Origin of the sequence: Paenibacillus sp. JQZ6Y-1 (assembly GCF_040719145.1) — a bacterium.
Classification (GTDB): Bacteria; Bacillota; Bacilli; order Paenibacillales; family Paenibacillaceae; genus Saccharibacillus; species Saccharibacillus kandeliae.
Genome location: NZ_JBFDUZ010000002.1, coordinates 283,177 through 306,903 on the forward strand (window position 1 = coordinate 283,177; position 23,727 = coordinate 306,903).

General features: G+C 48.7%; 17 protein-coding genes and 1 riboswitch. Of the genes, 7 read left to right on the forward strand and 10 right to left on the reverse strand.

Annotation, left to right across the window (positions count from 1 at the left end):
* Positions 1-208: 208 nt before the first annotated feature.
* Positions 209-2,410 carry a response regulator gene (locus ABXR35_RS15010; protein ID WP_367062113.1) on the forward strand — a complete coding sequence of 734 codons (2,202 nt, stop codon included), beginning with the start codon at positions 209-211 and terminating at the stop codon, positions 2,408-2,410.
* 127 nt (positions 2,411-2,537) lie between these two features.
* On the opposite strand, the gene ABXR35_RS15015 is transcribed toward ABXR35_RS15010, so the two are convergent.
* From ABXR35_RS15015 to ABXR35_RS15035, 5 genes are read right to left on the reverse strand one after another with little or no spacing between them, the layout of a single operon-like run.
* Complete coding sequence (locus tag ABXR35_RS15015) at positions 2,538-3,326, reverse strand: TatD family hydrolase (protein WP_367062115.1); 789 nt, start codon at positions 3,324-3,326, stop codon at positions 2,538-2,540.
* Positions 3,323-4,144, reverse strand: coding sequence for an ABC transporter ATP-binding protein (locus ABXR35_RS15020; RefSeq protein ID WP_367062807.1), 822 nt, complete (start codon positions 4,142-4,144; stop codon positions 3,323-3,325). The genes ABXR35_RS15015 and ABXR35_RS15020 overlap by 4 nt, the downstream gene beginning before the upstream one ends.
* Before the next feature lie 40 nt (positions 4,145-4,184).
* Positions 4,185-4,970 (reverse strand): ABC transporter permease, encoded by a 786-nt coding sequence (locus ABXR35_RS15025; protein ID WP_367062116.1) that lies wholly within the window; start codon positions 4,968-4,970, stop codon positions 4,185-4,187.
* The gene (locus tag ABXR35_RS15030) at positions 4,967-5,260 is read right to left on the reverse strand and encodes a thiamine-binding protein (RefSeq protein ID WP_367062118.1); all 294 of its coding nucleotides are present in this window, start codon (positions 5,258-5,260) and stop codon (positions 4,967-4,969) included. The genes ABXR35_RS15025 and ABXR35_RS15030 overlap by 4 nt, the downstream gene beginning before the upstream one ends.
* Positions 5,261-5,276: 16 nt before the next feature.
* Positions 5,277-6,332 (reverse strand): ABC transporter substrate-binding protein, encoded by a 1,056-nt coding sequence (locus ABXR35_RS15035; protein ID WP_367062809.1) that lies wholly within the window; start codon positions 6,330-6,332, stop codon positions 5,277-5,279.
* A gap of 94 nt (positions 6,333-6,426) precedes the next feature.
* Positions 6,427-6,535, reverse strand: a riboswitch (TPP riboswitch).
* A 402-nt stretch (positions 6,536-6,937) separates the two neighbouring features.
* Between ABXR35_RS15035 and ABXR35_RS15040 the strand changes: the two genes are divergently transcribed.
* From ABXR35_RS15040 to ABXR35_RS15065, 6 genes are all read left to right on the forward strand, one after another.
* Positions 6,938-7,354: a pyridoxamine 5'-phosphate oxidase family protein gene (locus ABXR35_RS15040; protein WP_367062120.1), complete on the forward strand. Its 417-nt coding sequence runs from the start codon at positions 6,938-6,940 to the stop codon at positions 7,352-7,354.
* Between the two features lie 408 nt (positions 7,355-7,762).
* On the forward strand, positions 7,763-7,957 hold the full coding sequence (locus ABXR35_RS15045) for a Spo0E family sporulation regulatory protein-aspartic acid phosphatase (RefSeq protein WP_367062122.1): 195 nt from the start codon (positions 7,763-7,765) through the stop codon (positions 7,955-7,957).
* Complete coding sequence (locus ABXR35_RS15050) at positions 7,935-8,117, forward strand: hypothetical protein (RefSeq protein ID WP_367062124.1); 183 nt, start codon at positions 7,935-7,937, stop codon at positions 8,115-8,117. Before ABXR35_RS15045 ends, ABXR35_RS15050 begins: the two co-directional genes overlap by 23 nt.
* An 84-nt stretch (positions 8,118-8,201) precedes the next feature.
* Positions 8,202-9,866: a DUF8769 domain-containing protein gene (locus ABXR35_RS15055; protein ID WP_367062126.1), complete on the forward strand. Its 1,665-nt coding sequence runs from the start codon at positions 8,202-8,204 to the stop codon at positions 9,864-9,866.
* Positions 9,867-10,333: 467 nt separating this feature from the next.
* Positions 10,334-12,622: a bifunctional 2',3'-cyclic-nucleotide 2'-phosphodiesterase/3'-nucleotidase gene (locus tag ABXR35_RS15060; RefSeq protein WP_436669371.1), complete on the forward strand. Its 2,289-nt coding sequence runs from the start codon at positions 10,334-10,336 to the stop codon at positions 12,620-12,622.
* A gap of 498 nt (positions 12,623-13,120) precedes the next feature.
* Positions 13,121-14,149, forward strand: coding sequence for an EAL domain-containing protein (locus ABXR35_RS15065; protein ID WP_367062127.1), 1,029 nt, complete (start codon positions 13,121-13,123; stop codon positions 14,147-14,149).
* Between the two features lie 106 nt (positions 14,150-14,255).
* On the opposite strand, the gene ABXR35_RS15070 is transcribed toward ABXR35_RS15065, so the two are convergent.
* The 5 genes from ABXR35_RS15070 to ABXR35_RS15090 form a co-directional block, all read right to left on the reverse strand.
* On the reverse strand, positions 14,256-15,410 hold the full coding sequence (locus ABXR35_RS15070) for a mannitol-1-phosphate 5-dehydrogenase (protein ID WP_367062129.1): 1,155 nt from the start codon (positions 15,408-15,410) through the stop codon (positions 14,256-14,258).
* 246 nt (positions 15,411-15,656) lie between these two features.
* Complete coding sequence (locus ABXR35_RS15075; protein ID WP_367062131.1) at positions 15,657-17,639, reverse strand: PTS mannitol transporter subunit IICBA; 1,983 nt, start codon at positions 17,637-17,639, stop codon at positions 15,657-15,659.
* A complete protein-coding gene (locus ABXR35_RS15080; RefSeq protein WP_367062135.1) occupies positions 17,636-19,765 on the reverse strand; it encodes a BglG family transcription antiterminator in 2,130 nt (709 codons plus the stop codon). Before ABXR35_RS15080 ends, ABXR35_RS15075 begins: the two co-directional genes overlap by 4 nt.
* A 711-nt stretch (positions 19,766-20,476) precedes the next feature.
* Positions 20,477-21,376 (reverse strand): cation diffusion facilitator family transporter, encoded by a 900-nt coding sequence (locus ABXR35_RS15085; RefSeq protein ID WP_367062138.1) that lies wholly within the window; start codon positions 21,374-21,376, stop codon positions 20,477-20,479.
* Between the two features lie 555 nt (positions 21,377-21,931).
* The gene (locus tag ABXR35_RS15090; protein ID WP_367062140.1) at positions 21,932-23,701 is read right to left on the reverse strand and encodes an alpha-glycosidase; all 1,770 of its coding nucleotides are present in this window, start codon (positions 23,699-23,701) and stop codon (positions 21,932-21,934) included.
* Between the last annotated feature and the right edge of the window lie 26 nt (positions 23,702-23,727).

Genomic DNA, 23,727 nt, shown 5'->3' on the forward strand with positions numbered 1-23,727 from the left:
GGTAATGAATTGGCGTATACTTGAAGAGATATATCGATTTACAAAATCATCCATTGTCGAATCATTACCAGAGAGGACGAACCTATTCTTTATGAATTATAAAAAGCAGCAGATCTGGGGTTTTGGTATAGTTTTGCTTTTGGCCGTTGTGTTGATCATGGTGGAGGGACTGATCTTTCAGTACACGTCCATATCCGGGATATGGGGAGTGACGGGCGCCTTGATTGTGCTGCTCATCGCCATCGGCATCCTGATTGCAACGTGGACAATCCGTCGCACAACTGGCAGATTGAAAAAGGTAACAGATGTAATCTCAGATACCGACTTCAAGGCGGCTGAACAGCTGCCACGTTTACAAGTAACTGGCGGCGACGAAATTGCCAATATTGCTACAGCATTCAATGATATGTCTGCCGCATTGGAGCTGCATAACCGTAAGGTGAGAGAGACATCGGAAGAAATGGAAGACAGTAACTGGGTGCAAACTCAGTTCGCTCTCACTGGCAATATTTATCAAGGAATCAACAACAAGTCCGAGCTGGCGGAGAAGCTGATGACCCGCCTTGTACCGCTGCTGGATGGTGCATATGGATTGCTGTATTATACCGAAAATGCAGAACCCGCACACGAGAAATACTTTAAACTGCAATGCTCGTATTCGGCGTATACCGATATGCCAGATGCTGTATCTTCCTTTCAACCCGGCGAGGGCATGATCGGACGTGTTGCCAACAATAAGCAGATGGTCATATTGGAAGCAACGCCAGAACATCCGATTCGTATTCAGACCGGACAGGCGCATCTAACACCGAAGCAAATTGTCGTTGCTCCGATTGTATTCAATGATCACACGCTGGCTGTGCTGGAATTAGGAACATTGCATACCTTTAGCCGTCGTCATCTGCAATTGATTGAGCTGATTTGTGCCAATTTTGGATTGGTGATTGATCGCATTGAGAGTCGGATGAAAGTGGATCAACTGCTGCATAGCACGCAGCAGCTGAATCAGGAGTTGCAGGCGCAGCAGGAGGAGCTTCAAGCCCAGCAAGAAGAGCTTCAGGTGCAACAGGAGGAATTACAGGCAACGAATGAACAGCTACGCGAGCGTAGTCAATTTGCTGAAATGAAGACGCATGAGTTGGAAGTGACGCAGCAGGAATTGGAAGAGTACGCGAACAAGCTGGAAACAAGCTCGGGCTACAAAAGCCAGTTTCTTGCCAATATGTCGCATGAGCTGCGCACGCCGATCAACAGTATTCTCATTCTTGCCCAGCTGCTGGCAGAGCGCGAGCCGCTGCATGATGGAGACGAAGTGGCGGAATACGGTAGTATTATCCACCGTTCCGGCGAGGATCTGCTGGCGTTGATCGACGATATATTGGATTTGTCCAAAGTGGAAGCAGGTATGGTGGATGTGCATTCTGAGCTAGTATCCATTACAGATATTCCAGAAACATTAGGGTATACCTTTGACAAAATGGCAGAGCAGCGCGGTATCGAATTTCATTCTGTCATCGCTGAGGGAACGCCGGACAGTCTACATACGGACGGCAAGCGATTGCAGCAGATTCTGAAAAATTTGCTATCCAATGCGTTCAAATTCACTCGCAGTGGTTCTGTTACTTTGATGATCCAGCCTGCTACGCAGGTGCTGCCTGCCTCCGGTTATAGCGTGCCGTCCGATGTAGAGCATATGATTGCTATATCCGTGACAGATACCGGAATCGGCATCGCCAGAGAGCGACAGCAGCAGATTTTTGAGGCATTTCAGCAGGAGCATGGGGCGGCTACTGAGCGCGATTATGGTGGTACTGGACTAGGATTGTCCATTTGCCGAGAATTCTCGCGCTTGCTAGGCGGCTTCGTGACAGTGGAAAGTGAGCAGGGGAAAGGCAGCACGTTTACTCTATATTTGCCATCCCTGCCGATAGATCAGCAGGATACACCGGATGAGATGCCGCCGCTGGTGGATACAGGCGAGGTCTACCCCGATGCAGGTGTGCTGGCTGGCAAGCGAGTGCTGATTGTGGACGATGATGCACGGAATATCTCCGCATTGGAACGCATGTTAAAAACAAGGGATATGCACGTATTCAGTGCTCCTGACGGTAATCGAGCGCTGCATGTGCTACCGCAGGTGAAGCCTGATCTGGTGTTGATGGATATGATGATGCCGGTTATGGATGGATATGAAACGATCCGTTATATGCGTAGTCAGCCAGAATGGGAGCATACGCCGATTATCGCCCTCACCGCCAAAGCGATGAAGGACGACCGCAAGCGCTGTATGGAAGCAGGCGCGTCTGACTATTTGAGCAAGCCATTGAATATTGCACAGCTGCTATCGATGATGCAGGTTTGGTTGAACCATGAACAGGCAGATGGGCAGGAGTACAATGATGAATGGTAAATAACAGGTTGGCATGAGGCGGCTGTCGAATAGAGGAATGAATTCGTTTATATGCAAAGAAGCCCGGTGGTTGCACCATATGCGTTTATAGCATTTGGTCGCAATCACCGGGCTTTGTGCTGTTTCTTTAGGACAATCCGTAAAACCGCTGTGCGTTAGCGTACAGTAAGGCAGCCGCATCGCCCACATCCATGTTCTGAATCGCTGCCCATTCGCGGCATACATCCACTACCATGCTCGGCATTGTCGGCTTACCAGCGAACATATGCTCAAATGGCCACGGTCCATCTGTTTCGGTCATCACCAGCTCGCGAGGATAGGCAGCTGCCAGCTCACGGATGTCATGCTCATATGCAATATCTGGGGTGAATGAAATGAAATACCCACGCTCCGCCATACGCTGGATCGTCTGTGCCGAGCCTTTGAACCAGTGAAAGTGAGCACGTTCGATTCCATGCTGATCCAGCATATCGCATACGATATCGGCATCCTCGTACACCGCATGCAGCACGACAGGCTTGTCATGCAAACGACCCAAGCGCAAATATTGATCTAGCAGATCAATATACCCTTGCTTATCCAGCGTGGAGCCTTGCGCCGCCCATTCCTGACGGCGATAATACGGCAGACCAATCTCGCCAATCGCTACCATTTCATGTATCCGTGCCTCGATCCATTCCAGCAGTATCTTGGTCTGATGTTGCTGAGGCAACGGTTGCTCTGGGTGATACCCGTACGCTGGTTGAACAATGCCAGGATATTGTCGTGCTAGCTGTTCCGTACGCATACAGGATTCCCGATTCATCGAAACGGCGATCAGCTGCGCTACACCATAACGCGGCAATTCGCGAATCATCGTACGAATATCAGTGTCGCTGTATTGATCCAGATGAATATGCGTGTCGATCCATTTCATCGGCTGCTCACCTCCGCACGTAGCAGATCGGTCAGTCGGCGCCGCAAGGCGACAAATTCCGGCGTATCTACCAGCTCCTCACGCCGCGGTCTGGCAAAAGGCACGGTCACCTTTTCTAGCACATGCGCTGGTCGTGCAGATAACACGTAGATCGTATCGGATAGCAGCAGGGCTTCTTCAATATGATGCGTAATAAAGACGACCGACCGCCGCGTTTCTTCCCATATTCGTAATAGCCATGCCTGCATATCGCTGCGGGTAAAGGCATCCAGTGCGCTGAACGGTTCATCCAGACAGAGCAGCGACTGCGGACCGAGCAAGGCGCGAACAAAGGCAGCACGCTGCTGCATACCGCCGGACAATGTATGCGGATAGGCGTTGCGGAACTCACCCAGTCCAGCGCGCTCCAGCCAGCGCCGTGCCTGCTCCAGCGATTCGCGGCGCGACATGCCTGCCACTTCGCGTGCAAGTACTACATTATCCTCGATATTGCGCCACGGCAGCAGAGCGGGCTGCTGCGGCATATAGCCTGCTTTGCCACGCTGTCCGGTGATAGGCTGTCCATCCAGCACAATTTCGCCATGATCTGGCAGCATCACACCGCCGATCATTTGCAGCAAGGTACTTTTACCGGAGCCGGATGGACCGATAATAGAGACAAATTCGCCTTCCTGTACTGATAACGAGATGTTATCCAGCACATGTAACCGATTGCCGCCTTTGCCAAACGACTTGCCGATACCTTGTAATTCTAAAAAGGCGGAAGAGGATGAATGTGCTGTCGTTACACTGGCTGATGGAACGTCGCGCTTTGACATAGGGATGGAATTCGGTTGACCTGCGTTCAGTATATTGTCGTTATCCACGCTCATTTCCTCCCTGCTCCTGCGGTCGTTGCCAGCGGATGCACCATCTCTCCAGCAGAACAATGATGGAGAACATGAGCAGACTGAGCAGCACCACAATCATAATGGCGACAAACATTCGATCGGTACGGAAAGCAGACTTTTGCAGCAGCATATAATAGCCTAACCCTTGATCACTACTGATCCATTCCGCGATAATCGCGCCCATAATGCTATACGTCGCAGCGATGCGTAATCCCGAAAAGACGGCAGGCAGACTGTATGGCAATTCCAATTTCCAGAAGATCTGACTGCGAGAAGCGCCGATCATTTGCATATAGTTTAGCATGGTGCGATCCGTACCGGCTAATCCGCCCAGCGCGGCAACCGTAATGGGGAAAAAGCACACCAGCACAATAACGATCAGTTTGGACAACATGCCAAAGCCGAACCAGATAATAAGCAGCGGTCCAAGCGCAATAATCGGAATATTTTGACTTAAAATAAGCAGCGGATATAAGGCACGCCGCAGAAATGGAATATAATGCAGCACGCCTGCTACGATAAGCCCTGTTGCCGTACCGATGGCAAAGCCCGATAAAGTCAGCTTGAGCGTCGCCCACGTATGACCGAGCAGCCGATCATAGCTATTCTCCGCTTCGTGTGCAATTTGTAGCGGAGCAGGCAGAATCCAATCTTCAATACCAAACAGCGACGTCGCTGCTTGCCAGAGCAACAGTAACAAAACGACCGCCCCTAAGGGCGGCCATATGCCTTTCCACCATTCACGTACCGTCATGCGCGGTATTTCTCCGTCAGACCGTCCATGCTGATGCCGGTTGGATTATGGGCAATTTTGATCTGGGAAATGATGCTGGGGCTGCCCTTCTCGACGAGTGCTTCGTGCATCCGGCGCACGATGTCCAGCAACTCCTCCAATTCGCCTTCCATCGTCGTTTCGAGTGGATGTACTTCATATTGCACACCGGAGGACTGAATCACTTCAATCGCGGCATCCACATAGTCGTAGGAATCTTCGCCGGGTTGTGTTTTGGGAATAACCTGAATACTGAGCAATGTTTTGGACATGGAATCTTCCTCCTTATTATTTGGATGTAGTGCTTTGCTCGGTCGTTGCCGAAGCAGACGGTAAGAAGTCATTGGTAAATGCTTTGCTGGCATCCAGCGGCTGGTCGAGCAGCTTCTGTTTGTACATCCAGTCGGCATAGCCGGTCCAGACGGATTCTTTTTGCAGACCCCATTGGGAAGCGTCATCCTGATAGCGTGGCGACAGCCATTTCTGGCTTGCTTTGACTAGCTCTGGATCAAGATCGGGAACCGCCTTGATCAGAATATCGGCAGCCTTGTCAGGATTAGCAATGGCGTACTCATAGCCTTTGGCTGTAGCGGATAGGAACGCTTTGACCAATTCAGGATCGTTTTTGATTTCATTTTCGTTCGTTACGATCACTGGGGTGTAGTAGTCGAGATTGGGCGAGTAGTCCTTCACATACAGCATATCCAGTGGCTCGCCGCGCAGCTCGGCTTCGATCCCTGTCCAGCCGTAGAAGATCCATGCAAAATCAATTCCTTTTTTTACAGCTGTAAAATAATCGGCATCACCGATATTGACACTTTTCACCTTGCTGACATCACCACCGTCAGTGTCCATGATCGATTTCATCACTGCTTCCTCAACCGGAGAACCCCATGCGCCATAGGATTTGCCTTCCATATCCTTAGGCGACTTGATGCCGCGATCCACCGGAGCAGCAAAGCCAGACGTATTATGCTGAATGACAGCTGCGATGGATACGAGCGGCACATCCTGCACACGCGCCTGTGTCACGCTCTCCTGATAGCTAATGCCAAACGGCACCTGACCAGAGGCAACCATTGTATCCGCACCGCCTTGACCAGGCTGGATAATCTTCACATTCAAACCAGCATCCTTGTAATAGCCCATCTCCTGAGCGACATACAGACCGGTATGGTTCGTATTTGGCGTCCAATCCAGTACAACCTGTACATCTTTTAGCGCTGTTCCGTTGTCTGTGCTGCCACTGCTATTCTGACTATCGCTGCTGCGTTGTCCGCAGGCAGTCATGATCAGCAGTAGAGTCAGTAGGATCAACAGACCTGCTTTTTTGCGTAATGTCATCATGTTTCGGTAAGACTCCCCTCTATAAATCCTGCTTAAAATATAAAAAAAGCGCCCCGGACTGGGACGACATAGGTGCATATATGGAGTAGACATACATGGCATGCTTCACTTCCTACGCTGGCATTATCCAGATCAGGTATAAGGGTCTGTATGATGGACATACACTCTCAGCCGGCTCCCCAGCTCCCCTAGATATTTATGCGCTTTTTCTAGCTGTAATTATAGACGAGCCGCGGATAACTGTCCAGCAGGTCAGCCGCGAGCACAGTAACGAATATACTAAGCACGCGCATGGGTAACTGGCGGCATGTATCCTTCCGCTGCTGAACAAGTATTCCTGTGAGATAGAGATGGAGATGACCTTTCCAGAGACGGTGGCATTCGACAAGTCCATTTTCAAAAACAAGGTGTAACAGGTTCACTGCCAGCTACACCGGGTATGTATGAAAGGAAGTATTTTTTTAACCATAAACGGATAACATTTGTATATATCCGTTGTCATAGGACGAATGAACCTGAGCGATCAGGATAAATGTCCGTGATAGGAGCAGTATCTGCAAGAGCCAAATAACTATGTCCCGATACGCGAAAGGAGCTTGATTATGAGTACATCCACCGAAGAACAAGCAATCGTCAAAGCCCTGTCCAACAATCCGTTTTGTGCATTTGGTACGGTAGAGGACAACAAGCCTAAAGTTCGTTATATGGCGCTTTACAATGAAGGACTGAATATCCATCTGGCAACGGACCGCAAAACCCATAAAGTCGAAGAACTAGAGCAAAACCCGAATTGCTACCTGTTGCTCGGTTACGAAAAAGGCGGCAACAATGAAGTAGTTGAAGTGCAAGCTACAGCTACCGTATCCGACAATGCAGAGCTGAAGCAACGGGTCTGGAAGGACAACTTTACGCAATGGTTCTCAGGACCAGATGATCCAGATTATGTAGTGCTGGATATTAAACCACAAACCATCGAATATACCGATCAGGACGGCAACAAACAAACCTGGCAGGGCTAATCCTGCCGGTTGCGCCTGAGTCTACGACATGAGATAGGTACGTCTGTCGTATTTTGTTACACAGGTGAATCCCCGTCGTAATGGGCATTCGTAAAATCCGGTGACGAATTTTGTAAATTTCTATCGTGAAATACAAAATTCCAAACCGGATTTTTTGTCATTTTTTGTTTCCAAAATAAGGATAAAATAGGTACTGTAGGAACTTGAAACATAACACGAAATTAAGGTATAACCAATATAATACTAACAATTTAATATAAACGACTAAGATATATAGAACACCTATAGAGGAAGCAGCATTCGTTCGCAAATCAAACCATACTATAGCGGGAGATAACGAAGGAAACTATGCCCGTAACTAGATAGACTGTGCAGGTTGGAAGGGATATTTTACGGGAGGTGTTTTCCTTGGACCTGGAAAAGATTGAGCAGCAAATTGAGCAGGAGCGCCGCATTCTAAACCAGATGGCAGCCGAGCACGGTATCCGAGATCACCGGGTCATCGACCAGTCCGAGCAGCTGGATCGCATTCTGGATTCTTATTTGCAATGCAAGCAGCGTAAAGGGAAGGAGACGGCTCATGAATGGAATAAAAATTGCTGATTCTACCGCCGCTATCTCTGGTGGCAGGATCTTGAAATCAAACGCCGATTGGCAGCTTTTTGCCGATAGGGCGTTTTTTGTTGTGCGCATCAAGATAGGCACAACCGCAAGGGCTGCAAGGAGGCAACCGTCATGGCATTACGCTGCGGTTTATGACTGAAAACAAGTTTATTGCACACGCATGAAGGGAGCATCATACTGTGAACAATACATACTGGCAAGCTGCGAAAGGATGATCCGTGAGATGACAAAAGGGAGCAACAACATACATGCCTTATCGCCGGATAAGCAGTTTTTGATCCGGCAAGCGATGCAAGAGCTGGACAGACGATATGATCAGCAGGTAGGCATGGTCTGGGGTGAAGGAGAGCATCACGATACACGCGAAAGTGGTCACTATGCGCTTGGTTTACTGCTGCGTGGTGAGGAAGAAGACATTCAGAGGGCGAGCCGTATCATCGACTGTGTGCTGGATACGCAGCTGACCGAGCGAGGTGAGATTTATGAAGGTACGTTCCGGGCAGCACCAGAGCTACAAGCACCGCCATCTGGGCATACCGCTTGGGGAACCTTTTCACCGGGGTATGGATATGCTCAGCAAGATGCGCTTGCTGAAGTGTACCGCCGGTTTGTGCAGTATGCCCAGCTAGAGGGACGTTCGGATATAGAGGCGGGATTTCGACGGGCTATCGATGAGGTATTTCCACGCGTATGGGAGAGCTTTGATCCGAATTGGCGCGAGTTTATTGCATGTACTTTTGCGGTCATTTTGGAGCATTTTGAAGATTGGTTGCCTGTGGAGCAGGTGGCACGAATGGATGAGGCGATGCAGCGTGCAGTAACAACCTCGCTAGAGCGATATATTTCGCAATCCATCCCGACCAATACGAATATCGAGTTAATGCACCTGTTTATCGCCCATTATTACGGTCATCGCTATGAGCGGCTAGACTGGATCAATCATGTAGAGCAGGGTGCTGCGGCACTGCTGAACGATTATATGGAGCTGCATTCCTTTGCGGAGTTTAATTCTAGTACGTATTATGGCGTTGATCTGACCGTGCTGGGTATGTGGAGGAAGTACGGACGGAGTGATTCGTTTCGCATGATCGGATTACAGCTAGAGCACGGGCTGTGGGAGGATATTGGCGAATTTTACAGCCCTACTATGGAAAATATATGCGGACCGTTTGCACGCAGCTATGAGAATGAGATTACTGGTCACAGCTCCATCGGTGTGCTGCTCTATCTGGCGCTTGGGGAATCGCATCATCATCTGACGGGCATCAATTGCGAGACGAGTCATGATCTACTTATCGCGCTAGTGGGGGTGGATGTACCGAAAGCTGTGCTGCATCAGCTGCGACAGACGCAAGAGGAGCGTTTCGCATATCGTCAATTTAAGGAGCTGTGCGAGCGTGATCTGCCGGGGCATAACCGACATGTGTGTACAGCGAAGGCATGGCTATCACCGCGGCTGATGATCGGGGGAATGACGGGTAGCTACAATACGAATGGGCAGATGCACCATGCGACCGCACATTGGTTGGATGAGCAGGGACAGCGATATTCGCTGCGCATGGTACGGCGCGAGGTAGGACAGAGTTGGAATACGCATCTGCGCGGGATGGCATTTCAGGTGGAGACAGAGGCGCGGAATCTGGATATTGTGGCTCACTTGGATGCCAATGTACCGATAGAGCTGGTCTTTGAGATTGAAGGAGCGAACCTGCAGCAAATGCAGATCACAGCAGATCGCTGGCAGTTACCGGGTCTGATCATTCAGGTGGATGCGCAGGCGCCACAGCCGCAGCTGGTGCAGTATGGTCAGCGGGCGGAGATTGTGTATCCCGTCCAGCAGGGGGAACAGAGCTGGAAGCAGATGCAATTTCGCTTGTATTTTATGTAAAATAAAGCGTCTCTTTTCGCTTGATATAGGAAAGGAGACGCATATAAGGCAGGAATATCATGGTGGAAAAGGGGATTTGTGCTACATATACGAATGCTCGATCAGTAAATCAACGTAGATGTGATTATTGATTTGGATAAAATATAGAGCAATATAGCAGGTTTTATGACAACATATGATACATTAACAACGATTTGCGTTTAATTTTTACAAAAACATTAAAAAAAGCTTAAATTATACTTCAATTATGTCAATCAATAGTATACAATGCTATCATGTAACAGGGCATACGGTCTTGCGTCGACTTTCATTTTACCATCGGTCAATACTTAATGGGAAGAGACTTCCTATTCATTCTGGTTCATACATAACTCGGCTCCGGCTGAACCGCGCATTACCGACCGTTGTTGAAAGCGATATATCAAGCCTATACCCGTGCTCAATTTATGTGGGAGGGGTTTTGTATTTTGAAACTGGGGAAAAAGACGATTCGCAATGCGGTTAGCGCATTTGTGGCATTACAGCTGTTTGCCGTTACGGCGATTCCGGTATTCGCAGCGGACGCAACAGGCAACGCGGTAGTGAAGATTCGACTGATGGAAACGACGGACATTCATACGAACGTAGTCAACTATGACTATTATTCCGACAAACCGACGGACGAGTACGGTTATGCGAAGACAGCAACGCTGATCAAGGCTGCACGTGATGAAGCGAAGAACAGCGTTCTGATCGACAACGGCGATCTGCTGCAAGGCACACCGCTGGGCGATTATATGGCGAAGATCAACCCGCTCAAAGACGGTGAAGTGCATCCGGTCTACAAAGCGATGAACCAATTCGGCTACGATGCAGGTAACTACGGTAACCATGAGTTCAACTATGGTCTCGATTTCCTTGCCAAAGCGGTCAAAGGCGCGAACTTCCCTTATGTGAACGCCAATATCTATGTCGATGACGGCACAGGCAAAGGCGAGAAAAACTACTTTACCCCATACCTGATTCTCGACAAAAAAGTAACCGACGAGAGCGGTGCTACCCATGATCTGAAAGTGGGCGTGATCGGCTTCGTACCACCGCAAATTATGCAGTGGGACAGCGCGAACCTGAACGGCAAAGTAGTCGTGAAGGATATCGTAGAAACCGCCAACAAATTTATCCCGCAAATGAAAGCGGAAGGCGCGGACATCATTATTGCTGTCCCTCACTCCGGCTTTGAAGATATTCCACAAACCGAGCTAATGGAAAACTCGGTATTGTACCTGAGCAAAGTACCTGACATCGACGCGATCATGTTTGGTCATGCACACAAAGTATTCCCGAGCAGCGATTTTGCCGGTAAAACAGGCGTTGATCTGGAAAAAGGTACAATCAACGGTGTTCCATCCGTAGAGCCAGGCTTCTGGGGTGACCACCTCGGTATCATTGATCTGGAGCTGACTCAAAACGGCGATGATTGGAATGTAACTAGCTCCAAAGTAGAAGCACGTCCAATCTACGACAAAACAACCAAAACCGCGCTTGTACAGGCAGATCAAAGTGTAGTTGATGCTGTGTACACTGAGCATGAAGAAACACTGGATTATATCCGTGGTCCGGTTGGAACGACAACATCCCGCATTACCAGCTATTTTGCACTGGTGAAGGATGACCCGTCGATCCAGATCGTAACCAATGCACAGAAATGGTACCTGGAGCAAAAGCTACAGGGAACCGACTATGAAGGTCTGCCAATTCTATCTGCAGGAGCACCATTCAAAGCTGGTGGACGTTCCGGTGCAACGTACTACACCGACATTCCTGCCGGTACCATCGCGATCAAAAACGTATCCGATCTGTATGTGTACCCGAATACGGTATATGCGGTGAAAGTGAACGGCGCAGAAGTGAAGAACTGGCTGGAATGGTCCGCAGGGCAATTCAATCAGATTGATCCATCCAAGTCCGGTGAGCAAGCGCTGATCAATATGGACTTCCCAACGTACAACTTTGACGTGATTGACGGCGTAACATATCAAATCGATGTAACTCAGCCTGCTAAGTATGATGGCAAAGGCAATGTCGTGAATGAATCCGCTAACCGGATCGTCAATCTGCAATACAACGGCAAGCCGATTGATCCAAACCAAGAATTCATCGTAGCAACCAATAACTATCGCGCATCCTCGTCCAAGCTGGCGAACCCGGATGGCAAACGCATCGTACTGGCTGCTCCAGATGAGAACCGTCAGGTTATCATCGACTATATCCGTGAAAACAAAACGATCAACCCAACCGCTGACGGTAACTGGTCGTTTGCACCAATCAAAGGCAATGCGGATGTAACGTTTAACACATCTCCAAATGCACAAACTGCTCTGACTACAACCAAATCGGCAGTAGCTGCTACTGGCGAAGCAATCACGTATGAAGGCGACGCAGCAGATGGATTTGCAAAATACAAAATCGACCTGTCGAGTGCAGCAGCAGCGCCGACAACGGGTGGCACAGGTACAAAACCAACACCATCCAAACCGTCCAAGCCTGCTACAACACCAGCGAAGCCATCGACTCCGGCAACAACACCGGCGAAACCGGCTCCACCTGTAACGACACCAGCCAAAGGTGAGCAATCGTATACGATCAAACGCGGCGACAACCTGTACCGCATCAGCTTGAAATACGGTGTGACTTGGCAGGAACTGGCGAAATACAACAAAATCACGGACCCAACAACATTGCAAGTTGGCGACGTGGTGAAGATTCCTGCAAAATAAGTACCAGTAACGCGGCAGTTCCAAACGTTACTGCTGAACCTCCAAGCTGTGGTGTATATTCTATGCACCACAGCTTTTTTATAACCCTAGAATGAATATTTATGCAGGAAAATGAAAGTTTGAATAAAAGAAAACAATCATTTTCAGCCATATGCTCGATTGAATATGAAAAAAAGGTATACTTATTAAATAAGGTGATTGAATCCACTGCAATCCGGGTAAATACAATTATTTATAGGTCTAATTGATTATGAATAAGGACCTAATAACTAATTTAACGACTGAAATAAATAGAAAGATAACGTTTTGATCTGTGAACTGTACGTATACACCGATGCAACGACACGAGGGTGCGGAATCTATCTGTACTGAATTCCGACCGGCTTCCATAGCTTTATTCGATTGTCATTTGCTTGCTTTCTTGCTGAAACGTTTTGCACATTCACGATACAGATCGATTTTGTATCCTTTACTATATTTCTATCCGGAGGGATCACCATGAATTGTAGCGGATGTAGCTATATTCAACCAATTGAAGATCAGGGAGTGATTTCTCTGCGACCGCTGACTCAGGAGCTTGAGCAGCAGGTTCAGCAGCAGTCTTTTGAATGTAGTCCAATTGTGCGTGACGCATGCTCAATTGAGTACGATTCAAGAGAACAAATGCTGGACATTTTGCAGTGGATTTTTCACCTCCCGAATATTGAGGGGAGCGAATTGCAGGTGGGTATTGGGGGAAAAAACAATAATAAGGGCGAGCCGGATTGGTTGCCGGTAGCGGTGATGATTTCCCGCCTGCAGAATTACGACATTGTCGATATTATCCGTCAGCGCAAATTCATGAGTCATATGCAGCCAATCGTTGACCGCAACGAGCAGGTGGTGGCGTATGAATTTCTGCTACGACCGACACCGGATGGACCGACATTTCAGCCTTACCGCTTGTTTGAAATTGCCCATCGGACGGGATTGCACTCCTTTTTGGATCGTGCGGCACGAATTTCGGCGATAGAGACGAGTGCCATTCATCTGCCAAAGGGGATCAAGCGCTTCATTAACTTTTTACCGTCGTCGATCTACAATCCACAGTATTGCTTGAGTCATACGTTTGCAGCGATTGAACGTCTTAGTCTAGACCCGAAGGATTTTGTCTTTGAATTGGTAGAGACGGAGAATGTGCTGCATACGCCGAAGCTACAGGAGATTTGCGAAGTGTATCGCAACAATGGTATCCATGTGGCGCTGGATGATGTGGGCTCCGGTTACGCTCGTCCTGAGCTGATCGACCGCCTGAAACCGGATTACGTCAAAATTGACCGCGGGTTGATTGACGGCTGCGACCAGAGTACGGACAAGCAGCAGGCGATTATCCAGATCATGGAGCGCTCGCGCGATGTAGGCAGCCAAGTGCTGGCTGAAGGCATTGAGCGCCGCGAGGAATTCGACTTTTGCAGCAGTATCGGTATCGATCTGGCGCAAGGGTATCTGTTTGGTAAACCAGCGGAGCAGCCTGGATTGCAGCTGTAGGCCGATTAACTTGTAGATAGGGCACAAATGGAAATAAACTCAAAAAAGATCCTGTACCGTAATCAACGGCACAGGATCTTTTTTTGATGGCGTTTTGTAAAGTAAATTATTTTTTCAGAGCAGCCAGTTCTTCATAAGCGCTCATGATCTTGTTGTAATCTTCGCTGTCTTTGGCAAATCCAGTAACATCGCTAACTACAGCGCCCAAGCCTTCGGCTTGAATACGACCTTGCAGTTCGGCGGATTGTGGGTCATTGGCGTTGTTGTAGTGGAACGCAGCAGCTGCGCCTTGCAGCAGGTGATCGCGTCCCAAACCTAACTCAGCAGCCATATTGGCAGGGCCAATCAGACGGTCCGCAGGACCAAGCTTACGCAGTGGCTCGCGGCCTACACGGATCACTTCATCGCGAATGTATGGGTTTTTGAAACGGGTTTCGATTTTGTCGATATATTTGGCATGCTCGGCAGCATCGAAGCCGTGCTTTTGAACCAATGCAGCTCCGCTTTCTTCCATTGCTGGACGCACGATGGAGCGTACCGATTCGTCCTGAATGCTTTGGTCAATCGTCTCAATTCCTTTCAGGAATCCGAGGTAGGCAGTGATTGCATGACCGGTATTCAGTGTGAACAGCTTACGCTGTACGTAGGCAACCAGATTGTCGGTCAGCTTCATGCCGTCGATTTGCGGAGTGCCACCTTTGAGCTTCGGTTCTTCGACGATCCACTCGTGGAAGGCTTCTACGCCTACATCCAGCAGGTTATCGCCTTGGAACGGAGGCACGATACGGTCGACAGAACAGTTCGCAAAGCCGACATGTTCGCGAGCATATGCTTTGCCTTCTTCGGACAGGTGGCTTTCTACCTGCTCTTGCAGATGGCTGGTCGCCCCAACCATATTCTCACAGGCAATCACATTGAGTGGACCAGCACCAGCTTCACGGCGGGCTTCAATGCCTTGTGCGATCGTTGGAGCGATAAATTTCAATACGTTCGGACCTACCGCGGTTGTTACGATCTCAGCAGAAGCAATTTCGTTCACGATGTCTGGACCATTGGATAAACAACCGGATACGTTCGTAATCGTCTCCACGCTTTTTTCCAAATCCAGAATATGAATCTGGTAGCTCTTTTGTTCGTTCAGGGCGTCGATCATTTTCTCGTTTACATCAGCGAATACGACATGGTATCCAGCGTTCGCCAACAATGCTCCGATAAATCCACGTCCAATATTACCTGCACCAAACTGAATTGCTTTTTTCATCACTTGCACCTCCGATAAGTATAGGGGAATCGACGTTTGCAGTAACATTCAGATAACCATAATCCGGTTTTCATAAATGAACCGCAAAAAACGGCGATTGCCGTTAATATGCGTCTGTGTTCAGACCAAGTTATGGATAAACAGGTTCAATCAGCAGCTTGTGCGCTACTGATTGAACCGTGAAAGCTTGTTTCAAATACAATTCTTGTCGTCAATCACAGGGAACAGTGGGTATTGCGGTAGAGATTAGATCGAGAATGTGCGGTAGATTTCATCGGCATCGGTTACTTGTGCCAGATGGTGTACGACAGATTCGTCTTCGATCGTTTCAGCAATTTTGGTTAGGATTTGCAGATGTTCTCCGCCAGCGCCAGCAATACCAATAACGAGATATGCTTTGCCGCCTTCAAAATCAACGCCATTCGGATATTGCAGAACTACGATACCTGAAGTTTGAATTTGTTTTTTCGCTTCACCGACACCATGCGGAATCGCTACGCCGTTACCAATGTAGGTAGTGGCTACTTTTTCGCGTTCTTGCATAGCAGCTACATAATCCGGTTTCACATAACCAGCACCTGCTAGCAGTTCACCCGCTCTGCGGATAGCGTCTTCTTTTGGCTCACTGGACAGACCGAGTACGATGTTTTCTTTGCGAAGAACACGGGAGCCGCCAGCCGGAGCAGGAACGCCTTCCTTCGTATCTTCTACCACATGCGGTGCATTGTGACTCAGAACCTCACTCACTTCTTCGCGTACACCCGCTGCTTCTTTTGGAATGGAAGAGGAAGCATTGCCAGATGTTGCGTCTTTCAGTTTGGTGATCATTTCGTCGTAGATCGGGTTGTTGATAAAGTTGTCGATCGATACGTGCTGTGCATTTGGCGCTTTACCGCGTGCACGGCTGGTCAGGTTTTGCTGAGTAACCACGATGTCAGCATCGCCAGGGATCGCATCAACTGCGGAGTTGGTCACCTGAATAGGCAGACCCGCTTGTTGTACTTTTTTACGGAACGACGATGCGCCCATGGCACTGGAACCCATACCTGCGTCACAAGCAAAGACGATTTTGCGTACGTTGCCGGATTGCAGATCAGCGGCAGTTGTCAGTGCTGGAGCTGCTGCGCCACCACCAGATTTCATGTTTTTGGAGGTTGCTTGTGCTTTTTCCAAGTCACCTTCGACTACTGGAGAGGTACGCAAGAAGATAGCAGAGAATACGAAGGATACGATAGCAGCGGCAGCAACACCAGCGATAACCGGCAATGCGCCACCTTTTGGAGCAAGTGCCAGAATAGCAATGATACTACCCGGTGAAGCCGCACTTGTCAGACCGCTATGCAGCAGAACGTTTGTGAATACGCCAGCCATACCGCCCAGAATAACGGATACGAACAGGATTGGTTTCATCAGTACATAAGGGAAGTAGATTTCGTGAATACCGCCCAAGAATTGAATGACAATGGCACCCGGTGCGGAAGCTTTAATACTGCCTTTACCGAAGATCCAGTAAGCAACGAGTACACCCAGACCAGGACCTGGATTGGCTTCCAGCAGGTAAAAGATCGATTTACCTGTTTCCAGAGATTGCTGTGCACCCAGTGGTGTAAAGATACCGTGGTTGATCGCGTTGTTCAGGAATAGGATTTTACCCGGCTCTACAAACAGAGATACGAGTGGCAGCAGTTCATGTGCAACTAAGAAGTTAACACCTGCTTCAATCAGATGCGTAAAGCCTTGTACCAGTGGACCGATCCCTACATAACCGAGGATCGCCAAAATCATACCGATAATACCAGCAGAGAAGTTATTCACGAGCATTTCGAAACCGGCTTTGATTTTGCCTTCGATTGCTCTGTCAAATTGCTTGATGACCCAACCGCCGAGAGGACCCATAATCATAGCACCGATAAACATCGGGATGTCGGCGCCGACGATAACACCCATTGCGGCAATAGCACCGAGTACACCACCACGATGGTCATGCACGACTTTACCGCCGGTGTAGGCGATCAGCAGTGGCAGCAAGTATTTGATCATTGGATCGACCATAGTTGCCAATGTAGCATTAGGAACCCAACCTGTTGGAATAAAGAGGGCAGTCAATAAACCCCATGCGATAAATGCACCGATATTCGGCATAACCATGGAGCTTAGGAACCGTCCAAATGACTGAACGCGATCGCGTGCGCTTTTCTTTTCAGAAGCAGCGGAATGTACTGTGCTCATATTTGTTCAACCTCCATCATATATTGTTCAATTTTGCGGGTATATAAATCGCGCATCATGCCGGATATTTCCGACTTCAGGCCGGAGGGCCGGTCGGAGACGAGCCTTGTGACAAAGCCGGGGCGGTCGATCAGCGATTTGCTGACTTCGTTGACCGCTTCCAGATACGACTTGCTGCTGTCCTTCGGAGCAAGCAGTACAATGGCAGCGTATAGATCAACCGATTGGGTCGCTGCCTGAATCGGTTCGGAGAACCGGATAATGCCGAGAAATAACTTATTGACGACGCTGGAGCGGCAGTGCAGCAAGATCAATCCATCCTGCGATAACACGGTCTCACCCATGCGTTCGCGTTCATGCAGCTCTTGCTCCAACGTATCGGCGCGTTCCGCCGAAGCGGTAAACATGCTGGCAATCTGGTGAATCAGATCCGGCACCGATTGGGCGTGAAACTGATCACGAATCACAAGCCCAGCCGTTAGATCGAGAATACCGGTCAGCGTTTCCTTGTGAATGCTTAGCGTGTCGGTTAGACGCTCTGCCGGATCGGCGGGACGTGCCTTTTCATTGGAGCGCGGTTCCGCCGTAATTTCTAGCCGAGACAGCAGTTGGCGAATATCATTGATATCCTCTGGCGAGAGCAGCGGCGATACCCGAATAGTCGGGATACTGCTGTTGACCTCAACGGTGGAAATGATCACGTCCGCACGTGTATCCATACTGGCTGCCTCCGAGGAGGAGACGACATCGATAATTTGCAGCGATGGAAACTCACGCTTGACTCGGATGGAGAGCAGGCTGGATGTACCCATACCGCTTGCACAGGCGATGATCGCTTTGAGCGGCTTGCGCTGGACGGCGGCGTATTCAGACATGGCGCCGATGTGCATCGCCAAATATCCGATTTCCGCTTCCGGTACTTCGCGCTGAGTGAAATCTGCCAACAGTCGCGAACATTTACGAGCGATCTCAAAGGTCGGGCCGTATTGCTCTTTGATCTGCGCCAGCAGCGGATTACGGATATCCAGTCCCAAGCGCAGCCGCTCAATTGCCGGACCAAGGTGATTAATGAATCCGGCAAACAAACGACTGTTGCCTTTTAGCTCAAATCCGGTTTCCGTTTCCGCCATCTTGAGGATGTCGCGTGCCAGCTTGACCAGTTCAAAGCTAACATGCTCGTAATACGAATCGGATTCGACGCTAAGTCTCGTTTCGGCGCCCTTGAGATGCATGGTGATATAACCCATCTCATCTTCAGGAACCGTAATGTCAAACGAATGCTCTAGCCGTTCTGCCAGCGTGCGTGCGATATGAAATTCGCGCAATTGCTTCAGCTCATCCAGAATGCGGGGTGCAATCGTAATGCGTTGCCCGCGCCGGATGCGCTCGATAGCGAGTGCTAGATGCACCGTTAGCCCAATATAGGCGCTATCGGTTAATTTCATGTGCATCTCGCGTTCCAGATCGCTCAAGTACGTTTGCAGCTGGTCCATCATGCCATCATCGACCAGATTGAGCAGGCGATTGCGAATGTGGAATTGCACGCGTCCCGTTTCCTCATCCGGTGAGAGCTGATCCCGAACCAAATGAGTCAACTGGTATTCGTCCACACTTTCGTAGAGCAGATGAACCAGTGCGGAGCGGATGCTATTCTCTGTACCTTCGATGTAAACGCCCAGTCCGGGCTTGCGGACAAGGGTAATGCCGAAGGAGGAGAGCCATTGTGCGATCCGATCCAGATCGTTGCTTAGTGTGCCTTCCGTTACTTTGAACTGAGAGGCGAATGCGTAAAGTTTAATCGGTTCCTTGGAAAGAAGAAGTTCGCTAATAATGAAGTAATGCCGTTCCTCACGCGTGTAATCCTTACGGAGGTTCTGCTCGTCCAATTCCTGACGAGCGGCATCCAGAGCAGATGTGCTGCCTTCTAGAGCTAAACCAGTTCCAGGCTTACGAATGAGCTTCAGGTGATGCTGGCGCAGCCACTCTTCAGCGGCAGGCAGCTCACGTTTGACCGTTTTTTCACTGACGTCCAGATGATCCGACAGATCGCGAATCGTTATATAGTCGCCATGCGCCCCGGTCAGAAACTGAAGCATCATCGTCAGCCTGGCGGTCAGCTTCTCCAAAATTAAAAACCTCCTCTCCCAAAAATCCGATTGTAAACGATATCATGAACATGGTGCTGAGAAATTAGAACTAGTTCCGGTACTTCAAATTTTAAGCCTTATGTATGCTAGCATCAATGGAAAGATGCCTTGATTTGACCTCTGTGCATAAGGGACAAAGGCAAAGAAATCCTTGCTAATAAAGGGAAGTGAGTGGCTTTTGGAAGGAATGCCATGAAGTGGAAAGGAATCTAAAATAAAAAATATCAATATCGTAGTAAGCAAAATAGACTATTATTTGCGACAAATAATGACAGAGGGAAGTTAGTGTATCATGATAGATAGAACAATCAACATACGATTATTTCTAATCATCTTTCTTGTAAATATATATAAAATGATTAAAAAAATACCAAGATGCATACGAGATATATTAAACTCGCAGGAATCTTGTTTAAACATGATTTAGTATAATCATGAAGAAATCTATCTGATATAAGAAAAAGAGGGATTCGTATGATGTTCAAGGTAGCGTCCAATATCCAATCCAATTCCAACAAAAAACAGCCCTTTGATCTGCAATGTATCCAACATTCTAGATGTTGCGGAATCAAAGGGCTGCTGCAATATAGATACCAAACACAACACATAGCTAACGATGTCAGCTCTACTTCCTGTTATACAGGGATATAGCGGCTTTCTGACACTAGAGAAAACGACAGCTTCGTCGCCTTACTGCTCATTCGCATACCAAGGGTTCAAATGCACCAGCACCTCGGTCACCTGTGTATCCGAACTCATAATATTCTTTTTCATCAACCGCGAAATGTCATGGCCCTGCTGAATCGTCAATGCAGCATCTACACCGATGCGTACATCGACCACAATATAATGCCCATGCTCACGCGCGCGAATGCGGTCAATGCGTTTGACCTCCGGCATCGCCGTTAACACAGCGGTATACGCTTCGATTTTCTCAGGATGCACTGCTTTTTCCATCAAAATATCAATCGACTCACGACCCGTAGAGTAAGCAAGCTTGAGAATGAGCAAAGCGACCACAATTCCCGCCAGCGGATCACCATAGGCAAGCAGCCCATAGCCATAATATTCACCGATCAAGCCTAATCCAATCCCTAGAAAAGCGGCACCGGACGCATACACATCTGCCAGATGATCCTGCGCGGTAGCGATCAAGCCCTTGCTGTTGGCTGCGCGTCCAATGCGCATCGTGTACACGTATAGCACCAGTTTCCAGATCAACGAAACAGCAGCGGCTAGCAGTGCAATCACATGTGGCTCGGAAGGCGGTTCAAACAGCAGCATGACCGAATGATAGCCGATGTACAGTGCCGCCAGCAGCAGAATGACCGCGACCATACTGGCACCAAGCACCTCAGCCTTACCGTGACCATAGGGATGATCTTCATCTGGCGGCATTGCTGAGATGCGCATCGAGCCAAGCGCTGTGGCAGAAGCGATCACGTCACCTGCATTGTGAATACCATCGGCAATGAGAACCTGACTGTTAAATAGGATACCGACGATGAGCTTGAGCAGGGTAAGTGCCACATTGCTGATCAGGCTGAGCCAGGCGGCGAGCATAGACTGATTCACGGAAGAATTGGACATGATGGTGGAACCTCCTGCAAGATGGAATAATATATGTAGACAAGAAATAGCCCCAACGCTTGCGACTGCCAACGTGAGAATATAGGGAGAAGTACGAATGATACTGGTGGAGTAATGTACCTTCTGTTTACCTGTAGGTTCGATATACATTCTATACAGGTGGAATGTACGCTCTATGAAGGTTCTCTATACGTTCGTAAAACAAAGTCTCACTATATCACATTTAACCGCAAGCACCAATACTTTAAGCGTAAAAGCATACATATTCTATGTACATGAATTCGATCTGCATGTATGTACTAGACAGGAAGAATAACATTCCCATTCCTTGATCCGTAAAAAAGCAGGATTCCTTCGTAAAAAGGAATCCTGCTTGCACATTAAAGTTGTCATATAGGGTCGTCATCAAACAGTAATCGCTCTGCTATGCGTTGCATGTACACTCTGATTTCCTCATGCTAGAGAGAATAGAGTGAAGAACATAGTCTTTATTCTCTAACCTTTATATACTGTTCGATGACATCCGATCTGTTTTGCATAAAGTGGATCTGTCGCTTACTTGTCTCCTTCAGGATGCGTGTCTTTTTCCAGACAGCGCAGCACTTTGTAGCCATATGCTGGCAGCTTGTATTGTAGCTTTCCGCCATCCAATTGCAATTCTTCGCCTTCCAGCACATCTTCCCAATGATTGGAATCCACATTAATATCGATCTCAATCGGCTCGCTAGAGCTGTTCATCGCGATCACAAATGTATCTTGCTCGTCTGCACGCTCATACACTAGCTCGTTGCTGCCCTTGCGTGAATGGAGGAAGCGGAAATGTCCTTGACGCAGCGCCGCATATTGCTTGCGCAATCCGATGATGCGCTGGTAGTAAGCGAACAGCTCACGATCTTGTTTCTCTTCTTCCCATACCATACAGCGGCGGCAATCTGGATCGCCTTCGCCCTCCATTCCAATCTCATCGCCATAATAAATGCACGGAGTACCGGTAAAGGTCATTTGGAACAGGGAAGCCAGTTTGAGTCGGTCCTTGTTGCCGTCAGCAACGGTCAACGCACGCGGCGTATCGTGGCTATCCAGCAGGTTAAAGGCAACTTCGGTTACCTGACGCTGATAACGCGCCATCTGTGTGCCAATTGCATGGGAGAAGGTGAGCGCATCCGTTGTGTCTTTAATGAAGAAATCCGTCACCGCATTTTTAAATGGATAGTTCATCACAGAGTCGAATTGATCGCCTTGCAGCCACGGACTGGACTCGTGCCAAATTTCGCCGAGAATATAAATGTCCGGGTTGATCGCCTTGACGGTGTGGCGGAATTCGCGCCAGAATTGGTGATCTACCTCGTCGGCTACATCCAGACGCCAACCGTCGATGCCGTATTCCTCCGCCCAGTAACGCGCCACCCCTAGCAGATATTCCTTCACTTCCGGGTTCTCGGTATTCAGCTTCGGCATGAGCGGCTCGAAGTCGAATGTATCGTAGGTTGGAATACCATCCTCCACCGCCAGCGGGAATTTGCGTACATGGAACCAGTCCTTGTATTTGGAATGCTCGCCCTTTTCCTGTACGTCCACGAAGGGAGCGAACGTTTTACCAGAATGATTGAATACCGCGTCAAACATAACGCGAATGCCTTTGCTATGGCAGGTATGGATCAGCTTTTTCAGTGTTTCCTCATCGCCAAAGCTTGGATCAATCTGCATATAATCTTCGGTATCGTATTTATGATTGGTCGTCGCTTTGAAAATCGGACATAGATAAATTGCGTTAATGCCCAGATCGGTCAGATGATCCAGATGATCGATAATCCCTTGCAGATCGCCACCGAAGAAATTGTACCACTCCGGCTTACCACCCCACGGCAGTGTGCCTTCTGGATCATTGGATGGATTGCCATTCGCAAACCGCTCCGGGAAAATCTGATAAAAGACCGCATCTTTTACCCAATCTGGAGTCGTAAACACATCGACTGGATTGATAAACGGAATATCAAACAAGCGATCCATCTGCGGCTCATCGCTGCCGAATTTATCCTCATCCATCCAAACGGTTTCCTCATCATTGGACAGCTTGAAGCCATATTTCAACCGCCGAAACGGAGGCTTCAATTCGCATTCCCAATAGTCAAACAGCGTATCCGTCGCAAAGACCTTCATCTCTACCAGCTCTTTGGACTTCTCCCACATATACTTGTCGCCCGCTAGCGCCCATGCCTGCTTCACATCTTGCTTTTTCGTACGAAGACGCAGATGAATCGTCTCATGATCGTACGGATAACCCCAGTTCATTTTCGGACGATGATAAATAGCTTCAATCAGCATGTAAGTTCCTCCTGTATCATTATGTA